This window comes from Pseudomonas sp. LAMO17WK12:I5 (assembly GCF_900215165.1).
GTDB lineage: Bacteria > Pseudomonadota > Gammaproteobacteria > Pseudomonadales > Pseudomonadaceae > Aquipseudomonas > Aquipseudomonas putida_A.
In genome coordinates, this window is record NZ_OBDS01000009.1 from 148,439 (window position 1) to 163,775 (window position 15,337).

13 protein-coding genes are annotated in these 15,337 nt (G+C 60.7%); 10 read left to right on the forward strand and 3 right to left on the reverse strand.

Translation table 11 applies throughout. The features are described 5' to 3' along the window. The first annotated feature begins 54 nt into the window (after positions 1–54). From CRO59_RS17430 to CRO59_RS17455, 6 genes are all read left to right on the forward strand, one after another. Complete coding sequence (locus CRO59_RS17430; RefSeq protein ID WP_096795713.1) at positions 55–999, forward strand: choline ABC transporter substrate-binding protein; 945 nt, start codon at positions 55–57, stop codon at positions 997–999. Positions 1,000–1,116: 117 nt separating this feature from the next. Then, positions 1,117–2,004, forward strand: a complete 888-nt coding sequence (locus tag CRO59_RS17435; RefSeq protein ID WP_027610645.1) for a 3-keto-5-aminohexanoate cleavage protein — start codon at positions 1,117–1,119, stop codon at positions 2,002–2,004. 157 nt (positions 2,005–2,161) lie between these two features. Beyond that, positions 2,162–3,127 carry an L-carnitine dehydrogenase gene (locus tag CRO59_RS17440; RefSeq protein WP_096795714.1) on the forward strand — a complete coding sequence of 322 codons (966 nt, stop codon included), beginning with the start codon at positions 2,162–2,164 and terminating at the stop codon, positions 3,125–3,127. 127 nt (positions 3,128–3,254) lie between these two features. Further along, a complete protein-coding gene (locus tag CRO59_RS17445; protein ID WP_097089043.1) occupies positions 3,255–3,731 on the forward strand; it encodes a thioesterase family protein in 477 nt (158 codons plus the stop codon). Positions 3,732–3,754: 23 nt separating this feature from the next. Further along, positions 3,755–4,918, forward strand: a complete 1,164-nt coding sequence (locus CRO59_RS17450; RefSeq protein WP_097089042.1) for a gamma-butyrobetaine dioxygenase — start codon at positions 3,755–3,757, stop codon at positions 4,916–4,918. Between the two features lie 324 nt (positions 4,919–5,242). After that, on the forward strand, positions 5,243–5,506 hold the full coding sequence (locus tag CRO59_RS17455) for a hypothetical protein (RefSeq protein ID WP_007962640.1): 264 nt from the start codon (positions 5,243–5,245) through the stop codon (positions 5,504–5,506). A gap of 87 nt (positions 5,507–5,593) precedes the next feature. Here the strand turns inward: CRO59_RS17455 and CRO59_RS17460 are convergent, their stop codons facing one another. Together CRO59_RS17460 and CRO59_RS17465 are read right to left on the reverse strand one after the other, a co-directional pair. Further along, positions 5,594–6,697, reverse strand: coding sequence for a GlxA family transcriptional regulator (locus tag CRO59_RS17460; RefSeq protein ID WP_007949927.1), 1,104 nt, complete (start codon positions 6,695–6,697; stop codon positions 5,594–5,596). A 523-nt stretch (positions 6,698–7,220) separates the two neighbouring features. Then, complete coding sequence (locus CRO59_RS17465; RefSeq protein ID WP_097089041.1) at positions 7,221–8,597, reverse strand: L-serine ammonia-lyase; 1,377 nt, start codon at positions 8,595–8,597, stop codon at positions 7,221–7,223. A gap of 436 nt (positions 8,598–9,033) precedes the next feature. Here CRO59_RS17465 and CRO59_RS17470 point away from each other — a divergent pair, with 436 nt between their 5' ends. The 3 genes from CRO59_RS17470 (at position 9,034) to choV (ending at position 12,068) form a co-directional block, all read left to right on the forward strand. Beyond that, entirely contained in the window at positions 9,034–9,981 is a 948-nt protein-coding gene (locus tag CRO59_RS17470) for a choline ABC transporter substrate-binding protein (RefSeq protein ID WP_027610641.1), read from the forward strand. A 66-nt stretch (positions 9,982–10,047) separates the two neighbouring features. After that, positions 10,048–10,893, forward strand: a complete 846-nt coding sequence (choW, locus tag CRO59_RS17475; protein WP_007962645.1) for a choline ABC transporter permease subunit — start codon at positions 10,048–10,050, stop codon at positions 10,891–10,893. After that, positions 10,890–12,068: a choline ABC transporter ATP-binding protein gene (gene choV / locus CRO59_RS17480; protein ID WP_007962646.1), complete on the forward strand. Its 1,179-nt coding sequence runs from the start codon at positions 10,890–10,892 to the stop codon at positions 12,066–12,068. The genes choW and choV overlap by 4 nt, the downstream gene beginning before the upstream one ends. A gap of 199 nt (positions 12,069–12,267) precedes the next feature. Here choV and betT read toward each other — a convergent pair whose 3' ends face one another. Continuing rightward, positions 12,268–14,265 (reverse strand): choline BCCT transporter BetT, encoded by a 1,998-nt coding sequence (gene betT, locus CRO59_RS17485; protein WP_097089039.1) that lies wholly within the window; start codon positions 14,263–14,265, stop codon positions 12,268–12,270. A gap of 428 nt (positions 14,266–14,693) precedes the next feature. On the opposite strand from betT, the gene betI reads away from it, so the two are divergent. Continuing rightward, complete coding sequence (betI, locus tag CRO59_RS17490; protein WP_041063389.1) at positions 14,694–15,314, forward strand: transcriptional regulator BetI; 621 nt, start codon at positions 14,694–14,696, stop codon at positions 15,312–15,314. Positions 15,315–15,337: the final 23 nt, after the last annotated feature.

Below are 15,337 nucleotides of genomic sequence, written 5' to 3' on the forward strand. Positions count from 1 at the left end.
CACCGGCACGCCAGATGCCGGAACTCACAATAACGACCTGCCGAGGAACCCGACATGAAACGACTGATCAGCAGCTGTGTTCTTGCACTCAGCGGTACCGCTTTCTTGAGCGCCAGCGTCATGGCGGCCGAACCTGCGTCGTGCCAGAACGTGCGCATGGGCGTCGTCAACTGGACCGACGTGATCGCCACCAGTGCCATGACCCAAGTGCTGCTCGATGGCCTCGGCTACAACACCAAACAGACCAGCGCGTCCCAGCAAATCATCTTCGCCGGGATCCGCGATCAGCGGCTGGACCTGTTCCTCGGTTACTGGAACCCGCTGATGACCCAGACCATCACCCCGTTCGTCGATGCCAACCAGGTCAAAGTCCTGCCGGCACCAAGCCTGAAGGACGCCCGCGCCACCCTCGCGGTGCCGACCTATCTGGCGGACAAGGGCCTGAAAACCTTCGCCGACATCGCCAAATTCGAGAAGGAGCTGGGCGGCAAGATCTACGGCATCGAGCCGGGTTCGGGCGCCAACACGCAGATCAAGGCGATGATCGCCAAGAACCAGTTCGGCCTCGGCAAATTCCAGCTGGTCGAGTCCAGCGAAGCCGGGATGCTCGCCGCCGTCGATCGCGCCGTGCGCCGCAAGGAAGCCGTGGTGTTCTTCGGCTGGGCGCCGCACCCGATGAACGTCAACGTGCAGATGACTTATCTCACCGGCAGCGAGGACGCCCTCGGCCCGAACGAAGGCATGGCCACGGTATGGACGGTCACCGCGCCGAAATACGCTGAACAGTGCCCGAACATCGGTCGGCTGCTGAGCAACCTGACGTTCACCGCCGAAGACGAGAGCCGGATGATGCAGCCACTGCTCGATCACAAGGACGCCTTCGAGTCGGCCAAGCAATGGCTCAAGGATCACCCCGAAGACAAGCAGCGCTGGCTGGAAGGTGTGACCACCTTCGACGGCAAACCGGCCGCTGAAAATCTGCAACTGACCAGTAAATAACCCCCGTTTGAAAAGCCCTCACCCTAACCCTCTCCCCAGGGAGAGGGGACTGACCGACGCTTCGCAGCCCGAGAAAGGGCTGCGAACAGACTCAACACGCCTGAAGGAAACCGCACCATGAACCACGACGTCATCATCACCTGCGCACTTACCGGTGCTGGCGACACGACCGCCAAGAGCCCCCACGTGCCGGTCACCCCGAAACAGATCGCCGCGGCTGCGGTGGAAGCGGCCAAGGCCGGCGCCACCGTCGTCCATTGCCATGTGCGCGACCCGCAGACCGGCAAGTTCAGCCGTGACGTGGCGCTGTATCGCGAAGTGATGGAGCGCATCCGTGAGGCCGACGTCGACATCATCGTCAACCTCACCGCCGGCATGGGCGGCGACCTCGAAATCGGCGCTGGCGAGCACCCGATGGAGTTCGGCCCGAACACCGACCTGGTCGGCCCGCTGACCCGTCTGGCCCACGTTGAAGAGTTGCTGCCGGAAATCTGCACCCTCGATTGCGGCACGCTGAACTTCGGCGACGGCGACACCATTTATGTCTCGACCCCGGCGCAACTGCGCGCCGGCGCCAAGCGCATCACCGAGCTGGGGGTGAAGGCCGAACTGGAGATTTTCGACACCGGCCACCTGTGGTTTGCCAAGCAGATGATCAAGGAAGGTTTGCTCGACAACCCGCTGTTCCAGCTGTGCCTGGGCATCCCGTGGGGCGCGCCGGCCGACACCACCACCATGAAAGCCATGGTCGACAACCTGCCTGCCGATGCGGTGTGGGCAGGGTTCGGCATCGGCCGCATGCAGATGCCGATGGCCGCGCAAGCGGTGCTGCTCGGCGGCAACGTGCGGGTTGGTCTGGAAGACAACCTGTGGCTGGACAAGGGCGTGCTGGCGACCAACGGTCAACTGGTCGAACGCGCCAACGAGATCCTCAGCCGCCTCGGCGCCCGCGTGCTGACCCCAGCCGAGGGGCGCAAGAAGATGGGCCTGACCCAGCGCGGCTGAATCTCAGCTCCAAAAATGGTGCTCTGACCGCACCCCAATTTCACCTGTAGGAGCTGCCGCAGGCTGCGATCTTTTGATCTTGCTTCAAACAACCAAAATCAAAAGATCGCAGCCTGCGGCAGCTCCTACAGGAAACACCTTTTTCAGGGAGTCTCTAATGAGCTTTATCACCGACATCAAAACCTTCGCCGCCCTCGGCAGCGGTGTCATCGGCAGCGGCTGGGTCGCGCGTGCCCTCGCCCATGGCCTCGACGTGGTGGCCTGGGACCCGGCGCCCGGCGCTGAAGCTGCGCTGCGCAAACGCGTGGCGAATGCCTGGGGTGCGCTGGAGAAAAACGGTCTGGCACCCGGCGCCTCGCAGGATCGTTTGCGCTTTGTCGCGACCATCGAAGAATGCGTGCGCGATGCCGATTTCATTCAGGAAAGTGCCCCGGAACGCCTCGAGCTGAAACTCGATCTGCACAGCAAAATCAGCGCAGCGGCCAAGCCTGATGCCTTGATCGGATCGAGCACTTCCGGCCTGTTGCCGAGCGAATTCTACGAGAGCTCGACCCACCCTGAACGCTGCGTGGTCGGGCACCCGTTTAACCCGGTTTACCTGCTGCCGCTGGTGGAAGTGGTCGGCGGCAAGAACACCGCGCCCGAGGCCGTGCAAGCGGCGATGAAAGTCTACGAATCCCTCGGCATGCGCCCGCTGCATGTGCGCAAGGAAGTGCCGGGATTCATCGCTGACCGTCTGCTCGAAGCGCTGTGGCGCGAGGCGCTGCACCTGGTCAACGACGGCGTGGCGACCACTGGCGAGATCGACGACGCGATCCGTTTTGGCGCCGGTCTGCGCTGGTCGTTCATGGGCACGTTCCTGACCTATACGCTGGCCGGCGGTGACGCGGGGATGCGTCACTTCATGTCGCAGTTCGGCCCCGCGTTGCAGTTGCCGTGGACTTATCTGCCGGCACCGGAACTGACCGACAAGCTGATCGACGATGTGGTCGATGGCACCAGCGATCAGCTTGGCCGCCACAGCATTTCAGCACTGGAGCGCTATCGTGATGACTGCCTGCTGGCGGTGCTGGAGGCGGTGAAGACCACCAAGGAAAAGCACGGGATGAGTTTCAGCGAGTGATCCTTGCTCAGCAGTTCCGGCCCCTTCGCGAGCAAGCCCGCTCCCACAGGTGACCGCATTCCAATGTGGGAGCGGGCTTGCTCGCGAAGACGGCAGCCCAGTCACTATTAATGTTGGATCTGACACCATGCCCACTCTCACCACCTACCAAACCACCATAATCCCCGACTGGGTCGACTACAACGGCCATCTGCGCGACGCCTTCTACCTGCTGATTTTCAGCTACGCCACCGACGCGCTGATGGACCGTCTCGGCATGGACAGCAACAACCGCGAAGCCAGCGGCCACTCGTTGTTCACCCTCGAACTGCATCTGAATTATCTGCACGAAGTGAAGCTCGGCGCCGAGGTCGAGGTGCGCACGCAAATCATCGGCCACGACAGCAAACGCCTGCACCTCTATCACAGCCTGCACCTGGCCGGCGACGACAAGGAACTGGCCGGTAACGAGCAGATGCTGTTGCACGTCGATCTCGCCGGCCCACGTTCCGCGCCGTTCACCCCGGACACCTTGAGCCGCCTGCAAGCCATCGCCGCCGAGCAAGTCGATCTGCCCGCCCCGGCTTACATCGGCCGTGTCATCGCTCTGCCACCCGCCCGTTAATCCCTCCCACGCAAGGAGCCGCCATGCACACCGCTGCCGCTGTTGCCGATTTCCGTACTTATCCGTTGATCAGCGCGCTGAGCGGCGTGCAGAACCTGGCGGATCGCGTGTCGATTGCCTGGGCCGACGGCCGCGTCAGCCCGTTCCATCACGTCTGGTTGCGAGATAACTGCCCGTGCGAGCAGTGCGTCTACAACGTTACCCGCGAGCAGGTATTCGAGATCGTCGATGCTGCGCCGGATCTCGTCCCCGCCAACGCGCACATCGACAGCGACGGCTGTCTGCGGATCGACTGGCAGGACGGCCATCGCAGTCGCTTCGATCCGGGCTGGCTGCGTGCGCACGCCTATGACGACGAGTCCCGCGCCGAACGTCTGGCCGCCAAACCCAAGGCTTACCTGTGGCGCAGCGATTTGCAGCTACCGGTATTCGAATATTCAGCGCTGATAAACGACAACGGCGCGCTGCTGCAATGGTTGATCGCGATACGCGACATCGGCCTGACCCAAGTGCGCGGCGTGCCCACCGAGCCGGGTTCACTGAAGCTGATCGCGCAGCGCATTTCGTTCATCCGCGAGAGCAACTTCGGCGTGCTGTTCAACGTGCAGTCCAAGGCCGATGCCGACAGCAACGCCTACACCGCTTTCAACCTGCCGTTGCACACCGACTTGCCGACTCGCGAACTGCAACCGGGTCTGCAATTTCTGCATTGCCTGGTGAATGATGCCGAGGGTGGCGAGAGTATTTTTGTCGACGGTTTTGCGATTGCCGACGCGTTGCGTCAGGAAGCACCGGAGCTGTTCCAGGCGCTGTGCGAAATCCCCGTGGAGTTTCGCAATAAGGACCGCCACAGCGACTATCGTTGCCTGGCGCCGATCATTGCGCTGGATGCGCTGGGCCGGGTCGCGGAGGTGCGCATGGCGAACTTTTTGCGCGGCGCATTCGATACATCGGTGGAGCAAATGCCGCTGCTGTACCGGGCCTATCGGCGCTTGATCGCCATGACCCGTGAGCCACGTTTTCGCCTGATGCAGCGACTCAATCCGGGTGAACTGTGGTGCTTCGATAATCGCCGCACGCTGCATGCGCGCAATGCGTTTGACCCGGCCACCGGGGCGCGGCATTTCCAGGGTTGCTACATCGATCGGGATGAGTTGTTGTCGCGGATTCTGGTGTTGCAACGGTAAACCGCGTCATCGTTCTTCGCGAGCCTGCTCGCGAAGGCGTCAGCGCCAACCACACCCCTCTCCCGGATTCACAGGCAAAAAAAGCCCCGATACAAGCCGTGACAGGATCGGGGCAGAGGGTACTGTTGAGGAGCTGCCAGTCGAGGGTGACCAAACCGTCTGTAGCGAGCTGAGGTCAGTGTGCCGACTCCCCTTGGCACTGAGTTAGCCGAAAACGACCTGTTCATAGCCGTCGCGGCCACTGCGACAAATCGCCCTTGCCGTGCCTCCACATGCCCACCAGAATCGAGTCACGACCTCCGTTGCCGAAGAAGGAAGCGCGCCATGATGTATGCCGATTTGATCGATCAGGAAGACTTGTTGGGCCAGCTCAAGGCATTGGGTTTTCAAGTGCCGAGCGGTTCGACCGCCGAGCAGGCCTGTGAGTGTGCTGTGCGTGGTCTGGACAATGTTCGCGCGTTTGAATTGCGCAAGATGGTCAAGGACATGTACACCAGCGGCGCCAGTATCCAGCCTGCGGTGCGCCAGGCGATCGACAAACAGTTGTTGCCGGCGTTGGCGGATTACCAGCAAAGCCATAGCGCCTGATAAATCCATTCGCGAGCAGGCTCGCTCCCACATTTGAAATGCATTCCAGGTGGGAGCGAGCCTGCTCGCGAAGAACGATGACTCGGTCTACAGCCTTACGCTGGCAAACGTCGACTCATTACGCGCCTGACTCAACGCCGACATCGGTCCCGATAGCGGCGACATCACGATCGCCTGCGGCAGCGGCAGCATCGCCACTTGCTGGGTGGTGTTGGAGCCTACGCGTTCGTCACGCGGCGGAATGCCGAAGTATTCGCGGTAGCACTTGGAGAAGTGCGGCGTCGAGACGAAACCACACACCGACGCGACTTCGATGATCGACATCGGCGTTTGCTTGAGCAATTGCCGCGCGCGGATCAGGCGCAGCTTCAAGTAGTAGCGCGACGGCGAGCAGTGCAGGTATTTCTGGAACAGCCGCTCCAGCTGTCGACGCGACACGGCGACGTACACCGCCAGTTCGTCGAGGTCGATCGGCTCTTCCAGATTGGCTTCCATCAGCGCGACGATTTCCTGCAGCTTCGGCTGGTTGGTGCCGAGCATATGCTTGAGCGGCACACGCTGATGATCCTGCTCGTTGCGGATGCGTTCGTAGACGAACATTTCCGAGATCGCGGCGGACAGTTCGCGACCGTGATCGCGGCTGATCAGGTGCAACATCATGTCCAGTGGCGCGGTGCCGCCGGAACTGGTGAAACGGTTACGGTCGAGGGTGAACAGACGGGTGCTCATCGCCACGCGCGGGAATGCTTCCTGCATCGCCGCCAGACATTCCCAGTGCACACTGCAATCGAAACCGTCGAGCAGACCGGCGCAAGCCAAAGCCCAACTGCCGGTGCACACTGCGCCCAGACGCTTGGACTGACGCGCCTGGCTCTGCAGCCATGACACGTGTTCACGGGTCACGGTGCGTTGAATGCCGATCCCGCCGCAGACGATCACGGTGTCCAGGGGCGGAGCTTTGTGCATGGAGGCATCGGGGGTGATTTGCAGACCGTCACTGGCCCACACCTGACCGCCATCGACGGTCAGTGTGCTCCAGCGATACAGCTCACGACCGGACAATTGGTTGGCCATGCGCAGGGGCTCGACTGCGGAGGCCAGAGAAATCAGCGTGAAATTGTCCAGCAGCAGAAAGCCGATGGATTGAGGCGCACGGTTCTGGGGTTGGGCCCCGGAGTTGAACGACGTCATCGCGGTATCTCCTCACACAAAGCGGGTGATGGCCTCAGGCGGAGGCTCTTGTTATTGCCGGCGTTCTCGCGTGGGAGACGGGCTTTGTTATGACAGAGCAATTGCCATGCCTAAAATTGAATGGCTGTTCAATAACTCCTGAAAACGACGTCGCGACGTGTCTATTCAAGACGTCGGACACACGGTGTTTCGAAGTGCCATCAGCGGCGCCGAGAGCCCTGCCCCGCTGCCCGTGAGCAGATCGGTAGCACTTGTGGGAACGGGCTTGCGCGCAGTTGTTTCAGAGTGTCACCGCAAGCACGGGTGACGGACGGCAGGGAGTGCGAATGGCGCACTGCGAGTGGGAAAAGCTCTTATCTGATTACGACGCGCTAAAAGGTGGCGCCTGCGGTTATGTGTGTTCCGTTAGCGAGCAGTTTTGACTGGTCTGGCCCCTTCGCGAGCAGGCTCGCTCCCACATTTGGAATGCATGCTCCTGTGGGAGCGAGCCTGCTCGCGAAGAACTCACCTTGGTGTCACTGACTCAGCACTCAACCGCGCTAACGGCCAAACCACCCCGCGAGGTCTCTTTATATTTGTCATGCATATCGGCGCCGGTATCACGCATGGTGCGGATCACCCGGTCCAGCGAGATGAAGTGCTGACCATCACCACGCAGGGCCATCTGCGCCGCGTTGATCGCTTTCACCGCAGCAATCGCATTGCGCTCGATGCACGGCACCTGCACCAGCCCACCCACCGGATCGCAGGTCAGGCCGAGGTTATGTTCCAGGCCGATTTCCGCCGCGTTGCACAATTGCTCCGGAGTGGCACCGAGGATCTCCGCCAGTCCCGCCGCCGCCATCGCGCAGGCCGAACCAACCTCGCCCTGGCAGCCGACTTCGGCACCGGAGATCGAGGCGTTCTTCTTGCACAGAATCCCCACCGCCGCCGCGCCCAGGAAGTAATCGACCACATTGGCGTCGGTGACCGCTTCGCTGAACTTCATAAAGTAGTGCAACACCGCCGGGATGATCCCCGCCGCGCCATTGGTCGGCGCCGTGACCATGCGCCCGCCGGCAGCGTTTTCTTCATTGACCGCGAGGGCATACAGGTTGACCCACTCCATGGCACTGAGGGTCGAGCCGATCACGTTGGGCTTGTTCAACTCCTGCAGGCTGCGATGCAACTTGGCCGCGCGCCGGCGCACATTGAGACCGCCGGGAAGGATGCCTTCGTGCTTGAGGCCCTGCTCGACGCAATCCTGCATCGCCCGCCACAGCTTCATCAGCCCGGCACGGATTTCCTCTTCGCTGCGCCAGACCTTTTCGTTGGCCATCATCAGTTCGGCGACACGCAGGTTGTTCTTTTGGCACAGCTGCAGCAGTTCCACCGCGCTGGAAAAGTCGTAAGGCAATTCGGTGCGATCCAGATCGACCACACCGCTGGATGCCTGCGCCTGATCCACGACAAAGCCGCCACCGACCGAATAATAGGTGTCGCGATGAATCTCCCCATGATCGCCTTCGGCAATCAGGGTCATGGCGTTGGGGTGGAACGGCAGGTTTTCGTCGATCAGGCGCATGTCGCGGGCCCAGACAAACGGCACCGACAGGCGACCATCCAATAACAGCGTGTGAGTTTCACGCAGCGCCTGAATGCGCGGGCCGATCTGCGACGGGTCGATTGCGTCCGGCCACTCGCCCATCAGGCCCATGATTACTGCGTTGTCGCTGCCGTGGCCGATACCGGTAGCCGACAGTGAGCCGAACAGTTGCACTTCTATACGCCGTACCTGCTCGAGCAGATGCCGGTCGCGCAGCGCTTCGACAAACAGGGCGGCGGCGCGCATCGGGCCGACGGTGTGGGAACTGGACGGGCCGATGCCGATTTTGAACAGGTCGAAAACGCTGATAGCCATTGCTGCAGAGCTCCTGAGGATGCCGGTCCGGGGCGTTAAGCGCCCGCTGGCGGAGCTGCTACGCTCAAGCTGCGATCCGCCGGAATGCCCGCATCATCAGGCTTTTGTCAGGTCGCTCGGCGTCTGACACCGACGCACTCATGCCCACCAACGCCGTGCCGGTTTCCTCCCGTGTTTTCGCCGTTTTTATGCGGTTCAGATGGCCAAACGGGGCGGAAAAAAGCTGTAAACGACGTCACTGACACTGGATGCGACCATCCCTGTACTGGATACGACCCACCCTGTAGGCGTCAGATTTTCACTGGTACATGATCGTTATGACTCGATTGCAAGGCGCCGTGGTAGAGCTGTCTCCAGAACGCCATCCAACCGCAACCTATAAGTGCGGTGGTCCACAGTCGGAACACTGCCAAAAAAAACACCAAGGAGTCCATCCATGAAAGGTTCCCCGTCGTTGTTGTTGGCCGCCATGCTGAGTCTGCCGTTACTGGCGCAAGCTGCAGAACCGGCGCAGTGCAGTACCGTTAACTTCTCCGATGTCGGCTGGACCGACATCACCGCCACCACCGCCACCACGTCGGTGGTGCTCGACGCCCTCGGCTACAAGACCAAGACCACCATGATCTCCGTGCCCGTGACCTACAAGTCGCTGGCCGACGGCAAGAACATGGACGTGTTCCTCGGTAACTGGATGCCGACCATGGAAAACGACATCAAGGCCTACCGCGATGCCGGCACCGTCGAAGTGGTGCGCACCAACCTCAAAGGTGCCAAGTACACCCTCGCCGTACCGCAAGCCCTGTACGACAAGGGCCTGCATGACTTCGCCGACATCGCCAAATTCAAGAAAGAGCTCGATGGCAAGATTTACGGCATCGAGCCTGGCAACGACGGCAACCGCCTGATCCAGAGCATGATCGACAAGGACGCTTTCGGTTTGAAAACCGCCGGCTTCAAGGTCGTCGAATCGTCCGAAGCGGGCATGCTCTCGCAGGTCGACCGCGCGCAGAAACGCGACACCGCCGTGGTCTTCCTCGGCTGGGCGCCGCACCCGATGAACAAGCGCTTCAAGATTCAGTACCTGACCGGCGGCGATGACTTCTTCGGCCCCGATTTCGGTGCTGCCACCGTGGCGACCAACACCCGCAAGGGCTACACCACCGAATGCAGCAACGTCGGTCAGTTGCTGAAGAACCTGGAGTTCACCGTCGACATGGAAAGTACCCTGATGGGCAACATCCTCGACGACAAGATGAAGCCTGAAGCGGCCGCCAAGGCCTGGCTGAAAAAGAACCCTCAGGTGCTCGATACCTGGCTCGCTGGCGTGACCACCATTGACGGTAAACCAGGCCTGGAGGCCGTGAAAGCCAAGCTCGCACAGTAATTGCCTTACGCCGGGCGAGTTCGCTCGCCCGGGCTGTTTATTCCTTGCATGCGGACGTTCACTACCATGCTGATTGATCAGAAAATCCCTTTAGGCCAGTACATCGCGGGCTTCGTTGAATGGTTGACGCAACACGGCGCCAGCACCTTCGACGCAATCGCCGTGACACTGGAAACGATGATCCACGGCGTGACGTTTGCGCTGACCTGGTTCAATCCCTTCGTCTTGATCGGCCTCATCGCCCTGCTCGCGCATTTCATCCAGCGCAAATGGGGGCTGACTGTTTTTGTGATTGCCTCGTTCCTGCTGATCCTCAACCTGGGGTACTGGCAGGAAACCATGGAAACCCTCGCCCAGGTCATGTTCGCGACCCTGGTCTGCGTGGTCATCGGCGTACCGCTGGGCATCGTCGCTGCGCACAAGCCGATGTTCTACACTTTAATGCGTCCGGTACTCGATCTGATGCAGACCGTACCGACCTTCGTTTACCTCATTCCTACCCTGACCCTCTTCGGGCTGGGTGTGGTGCCGGGCCTGATCTCCACGGTGGTGTTCGCCATCGCTGCGCCGATCCGCCTGACCTACCTGGGCATCCGCGATGTCCCGCAAGAACTGATGGACGCCGGCAAGGCCTTCGGCTGCTCGCGTCGCCAATTGCTCTCACGGATCGAACTGCCTCACGCCATGCCGAGCATCGCTGCCGGCATCACCCAGTGCATCATGCTGTCGCTGTCGATGGTGGTGATCGCGGCACTGGTAGGCGCCGACGGACTCGGCAAACCGGTGGTCAACGCACTGAACACTGCTGATATCGCCCTGGGCTTCGAAGCGGGCCTGGCGATCGTACTGCTGGCGATCATGCTCGACCGTATCTGCAAACAACCCGACGCCAAAGTAGGGGGTGACGCATGAGCATAATTCGCTTCGATAACGTTGACGTGATCTTCACCAAGGATCCGCGCGAAGCACTGAAACTTCTCGATCAAGGTTTGACCCGCAGCGAGATCCTGAAAAAGACCGGGCAGATCGTCGGCGTGGAAAAGGCCAGTCTGGACATCAACAAGGGCGAGATCTGCGTACTGATGGGCCTGTCCGGCTCCGGCAAGTCTAGCCTGCTGCGCTGCATCAACGGCCTCAACACCGTGAGTCGCGGCAAGCTGTTCGTCGAGCACGAAGGCAAGCAGATCGACATCGCTTCCTGCACCCCGGCCGAACTGAAAATGATGCGCACCAAACGCATCGCCATGGTGTTCCAGAAGTTCGCCCTGATGCCGTGGCTGACGGTGCGCGAGAACATCAGTTTCGGTCTGGAAATGCAGGGCCGACCGGAAAAGGAACGGCGCAAGCTGGTCGACGACAAGCTCGAACTGGTGGGCCTGACCCAATGGCGCAACAAGAAGCCCGATGAACTCTCCGGCGGCATGCAGCAGCGGGTCGGCCTGGCCCGGGCACTGGCGATGGACGCCGACATTCTGCTGATGGACGAACCGTTCTCGGCCCTCGACCCGCTGATCCGCCAGGGCCTGCAGGACGAACTGCTGGAACTGCAACGCAAGCTGAGCAAGACCATCGTGTTTGTCAGTCACGATCTCGACGAAGCACTGAAACTGGGTAGCCGCATCGCGATCATGAAGGACGGCCGGATCATCCAGTACAGCGTGCCAGAAGAGATCGTGCTGAATCCGGCGGACGACTATGTGCGCACCTTCGTGGCCCACACCAACCCGCTCAACGTCCTGTGCGGGCGCAGCCTGATGCGCACGCTGGACAACTGCAAACGCATCAACGGTTCGGTGTGCCTCGACCCGGGTGGCGATTCGTGGCTGGACCTGGCCGAAGGCAACACAATCAAGGGTGCGCGGCAGAACGGTTCGGTGCTGAACCTGCAGAACTGGGCACCGGGGCAAGCGGTGGAAGCGCTGGAGCGCAAGCCGACCCTGGTGGACTCGAACATCGGCATGCGCGACGCGCTGCAGATTCGCTACCAGACCGGCAACAAACTGGTGCTGCACGACAACAACCATGTGGTGGGGATTCTTGGCGACAGCGAGCTGTATCACGCGTTGCTGGGCAAGAACCTGGGGTAAGAACCCCGGACACAAAAACGCCGCGAGAGGATCGCGGCGTTTTTGTTTATCGGAATACAGGGCGTTCAGCGTTGGAGCTGATGGCCCCTTCGCGAGCAAGCCCGCTCCCACATTTGAAATGCATTCCAATGTGGGAGCGGGCTTGCTCGCGAAGAATGCGGCGCGGTGCAACAGACAGAAACACCGCACCACCTACAACTTAGCTATACACCCGGCCAAGGAGCTGCCGATGGCTTTCAAACTGATCAAGCACATCGCGTGTGATCTGATCCTGCGTGAAGCCCATCAGGTCGTAGTCCTGGCTGCCGTTGTGCAAATACACCTCGGCGCGGTAGTAACGCTGGCGCGCTTCATCGGACTGGGCCGATTCGGTCGGGGTCGCCAGGTAGCCGTCCAGGCTCACTTCATAGACGAAAGGGTTGCCCTCTTCCATCTCGACGCGCACGCCCATGCAACGCTTGGATTTGCCCAGCAGCGTCTGCACTTCCAGACCCTGTGCACGCAGTTGTGCAGCAGCGTCGTCCAGCGCCGGCGTCACATGTTTGTCCATGAAGCGCTGCACCACCGATTGGCTCGGTTGCAGATCCAGCTGCGTCAGACGCTCGCTGAAACCACGACGACCGCGCTCAGCCAGTTGCGCCTGCTCCTGTTCGATTTGCACGTCCTGGCGCATCGCCTTGTGCAGCCCGAACATGAAGAACACCAGCACCACCGAGAACGGCAGACCGGCCAGCACCACCATGGTTTGCATGGCTTCGAAGTTACCGGCGAACAGCAGACCGATGGTCACCAGCGTGATCACCACCGACCAGAAGATCCGCAGCCAGTGCGGCGCATCTTCATCAACGTTGCCGCCCTTGCAGGAAAGATTCGCCATCATCACCGCGCCGGAGTCGGCCGGGGTCAGAAACAGCACGAAACCGACGAAGATCGACACACCGATGACGACTTTCGACGCCGGGTAGTGTTCCAGCAACTGGTAGATCGCCATCGACGGTTGTTCCAGCGCCGTCTTGCCGAGTTCCACCGCCCCCTGGTTCATCACCAGATCCAGCGCCGAGTTACCGAAGATCGACAGCCACGCCAGGGTGAAACCCAGCGGGATCAGCAGTACACCAGCGACCAGCTCACGCACGGTACGACCACGGGAAATACGCGCGATGAACATGCCGACAAATGGTGCCCAGGAAATCCACCACGCCCAGTAGAACAGGGTCCACAGGCCCAGCCAGCGGTCGGACTTGGCGCTGTCGCCTTCATAGACGTACAGGTCGAAGGTCTTCAGCACCACGCCGTTGAGGTAGTCGCCGATGTTCTGCACGAAGCCGTTGAGCAGGTGCAAAGTCGGGCCGAACAACAGGACGAAAATCAGCAGACCGCTGAACAGCACGATGTTCAGGTTGGACAGACGACGGATGCCGTTTTCCACGCCGGACACGGCAGCGATGGTCGCCACGGTGCTCATCACGATGATCACGATCAAAAGGTTGGTGTTGCTATGCTCCATGCCGAACAGGTTTTCCAGACCCGAGGACACCTGCAACGAGCCGATCCCCAGATTGGTCACCAGCCCCAGCAGGGTCACGAACATGCCGAAGCCGTCCACCGCGTGACCGGCCGCGCCTTTGACCCAACGCTCGCCGACCAGCGGATACAGCGCCGAACGCAGGGCCAATGGCTGGTTATGACGGTAAGCGAAGTACGCCACGGCCAGACCGACCAGCGCATAGATCGCCCAGCCGTGCAGGCCCCAGTGCAGGAAGGTCAGTTGCACCGCCTGACGCGCGGCCAGGTTGGTGGCCGCTGCGCCTTCCGGCGGATTGAAGTAATGGTCCAGCGGCTCGGACGCGCCGAAGTACAGCAGCGAAATACCGATACCCGACGAGAACAGCATCCCCGCCCAGGCGCCGTAACTAAAATCCGGGGTGTCGTCCTTGCTGCCCAGTTTGAGTTTGCCGTAGGAGGAAAACGCCAGGCCCACCACAAACACCAGGTACGCGGCGATCACCACCATGTAGTACCAGCCGAAGCTGCGCGACAACCAGGCCTGAGCGATACCCAACAATCTGCCGGCCTCTTGCGGGGCGATGATCAGAATGGCGGTCAACAACAGAATCAACGCGGTAGAGGTGTAAAACACCCAACCGTTGACCGTCACCTTCTCGGGCGGGGTCTTTATAAGAGAGGCAGAACTCATGGCACAAATGCTCCAGGCAGTGCGAGAGAAGAACACAAGGCAACACGGAACCCGACCAATCGGTTAGTTGGCAGCCGACCGGCGGGTGATATAAAGACACCCCGAAAAAAGCCCGAACCTGCCGAAATGGCGTTGCGAATCGCTTTCGTGGCCAAAGCTGTGCGGACGTTCATCCGAAACCTGGCCCCGAGCGTCTTGCCCATTCAACACGTCCATCGAACAGCGAACCGCGCCATGCCCCACGCAGGTTTCAAGCATTTTCGGATGTCGTTTTATCGCCATTTACAAGCAGAAAAAATCTGTAGGCAGCGACGATTTGTCGCAGATCTTATTCTTTGTTGATTGAACGTTCAATCAAAACAAAATAGACTGGCCCTCAATCCGATAGGCGTTTATCGCCCGTCGGAAGGCCTAAGGAGATGTGCAAGATGCCCAAGGTCGGTATGCAACCCATCCGCCGCCAACAACTGATCGAAGCCACGTTGCAGGCGGTCGATCAGGTCGGTATGGGGGACGCCAGCATTGCGCTGATCGCCCGTTTGGCCGGTGTCTCGAATGGCATCATCAGTCACTATTTTCAGGACAAGAACGGCCTGATTGCCGCCACGATGCGGTATCTGATGAATGTCCTCAGCGAGAACGTCACCGCGCGCCGACAGGCGCTGGCAGACAGCAGCCCACGGGCGCATCTGCAGGTGATTATCGAAGGCAACTTCGACGCCAGCCAGGTCAATGGCCCGGCAATGAAAACCTGGCTGGCCTTCTGGGCCACCAGCATGCACCAGCCGTCTTTGCACAGGTTGCAGCGGATCAACGATCACCGTCTGTATTCCAACCTGTGCTGCGAGTTCCGCCGTGTGTTGCCGCTCGAAGATGCGCGCAGCGCCGCGCGTGGACTGGCAGCGTTGATCGACGGCTTGTGGTTGCGCGGCGCGCTGTCGGGAGACGCTTTCGACACGGCGCAGGCGCAACAGATCGCGTACGAATACATGGATTTCCAATTGGCCAAGCAGGTGAGCCAGAGCACACAGAAAACGCTCGGTACCTGAACCGCCACCGCAGTTTCAGCGCG

Coding starts and splice junctions, on each gene's coding strand:
- CRO59_RS17430 (WP_096795713.1), top strand. CDS start 55: ATGAAACGACTGATCAGCAGCTGTGTTCTTGCACTCAGCGGTACCGCT.
- CRO59_RS17435 (WP_027610645.1), top strand. CDS start 1,117: ATGAACCACGACGTCATCATCACCTGCGCACTTACCGGTGCTGGCGAC.
- CRO59_RS17440 (WP_096795714.1), top strand. CDS start 2,162: ATGAGCTTTATCACCGACATCAAAACCTTCGCCGCCCTCGGCAGCGGT.
- CRO59_RS17445 (WP_097089043.1), top strand. CDS start 3,255: ATGCCCACTCTCACCACCTACCAAACCACCATAATCCCCGACTGGGTC.
- CRO59_RS17450 (WP_097089042.1), top strand. CDS start 3,755: ATGCACACCGCTGCCGCTGTTGCCGATTTCCGTACTTATCCGTTGATC.
- CRO59_RS17455 (WP_007962640.1), top strand. CDS start 5,243: ATGATGTATGCCGATTTGATCGATCAGGAAGACTTGTTGGGCCAGCTC.
- CRO59_RS17460 (WP_007949927.1), bottom strand. CDS start 6,697: ATGACGTCGTTCAACTCCGGGGCCCAACCCCAGAACCGTGCGCCTCAA.
- CRO59_RS17465 (WP_097089041.1), bottom strand. CDS start 8,597: ATGGCTATCAGCGTTTTCGACCTGTTCAAAATCGGCATCGGCCCGTCC.
- CRO59_RS17470 (WP_027610641.1), top strand. CDS start 9,034: ATGAAAGGTTCCCCGTCGTTGTTGTTGGCCGCCATGCTGAGTCTGCCG.
- choW (WP_007962645.1), top strand. CDS start 10,048: ATGCTGATTGATCAGAAAATCCCTTTAGGCCAGTACATCGCGGGCTTC.
- choV (WP_007962646.1), top strand. CDS start 10,890: ATGAGCATAATTCGCTTCGATAACGTTGACGTGATCTTCACCAAGGAT.
- betT (WP_097089039.1), bottom strand. CDS start 14,265: ATGAGTTCTGCCTCTCTTATAAAGACCCCGCCCGAGAAGGTGACGGTC.
- betI (WP_041063389.1), top strand. CDS start 14,694: ATGCCCAAGGTCGGTATGCAACCCATCCGCCGCCAACAACTGATCGAA.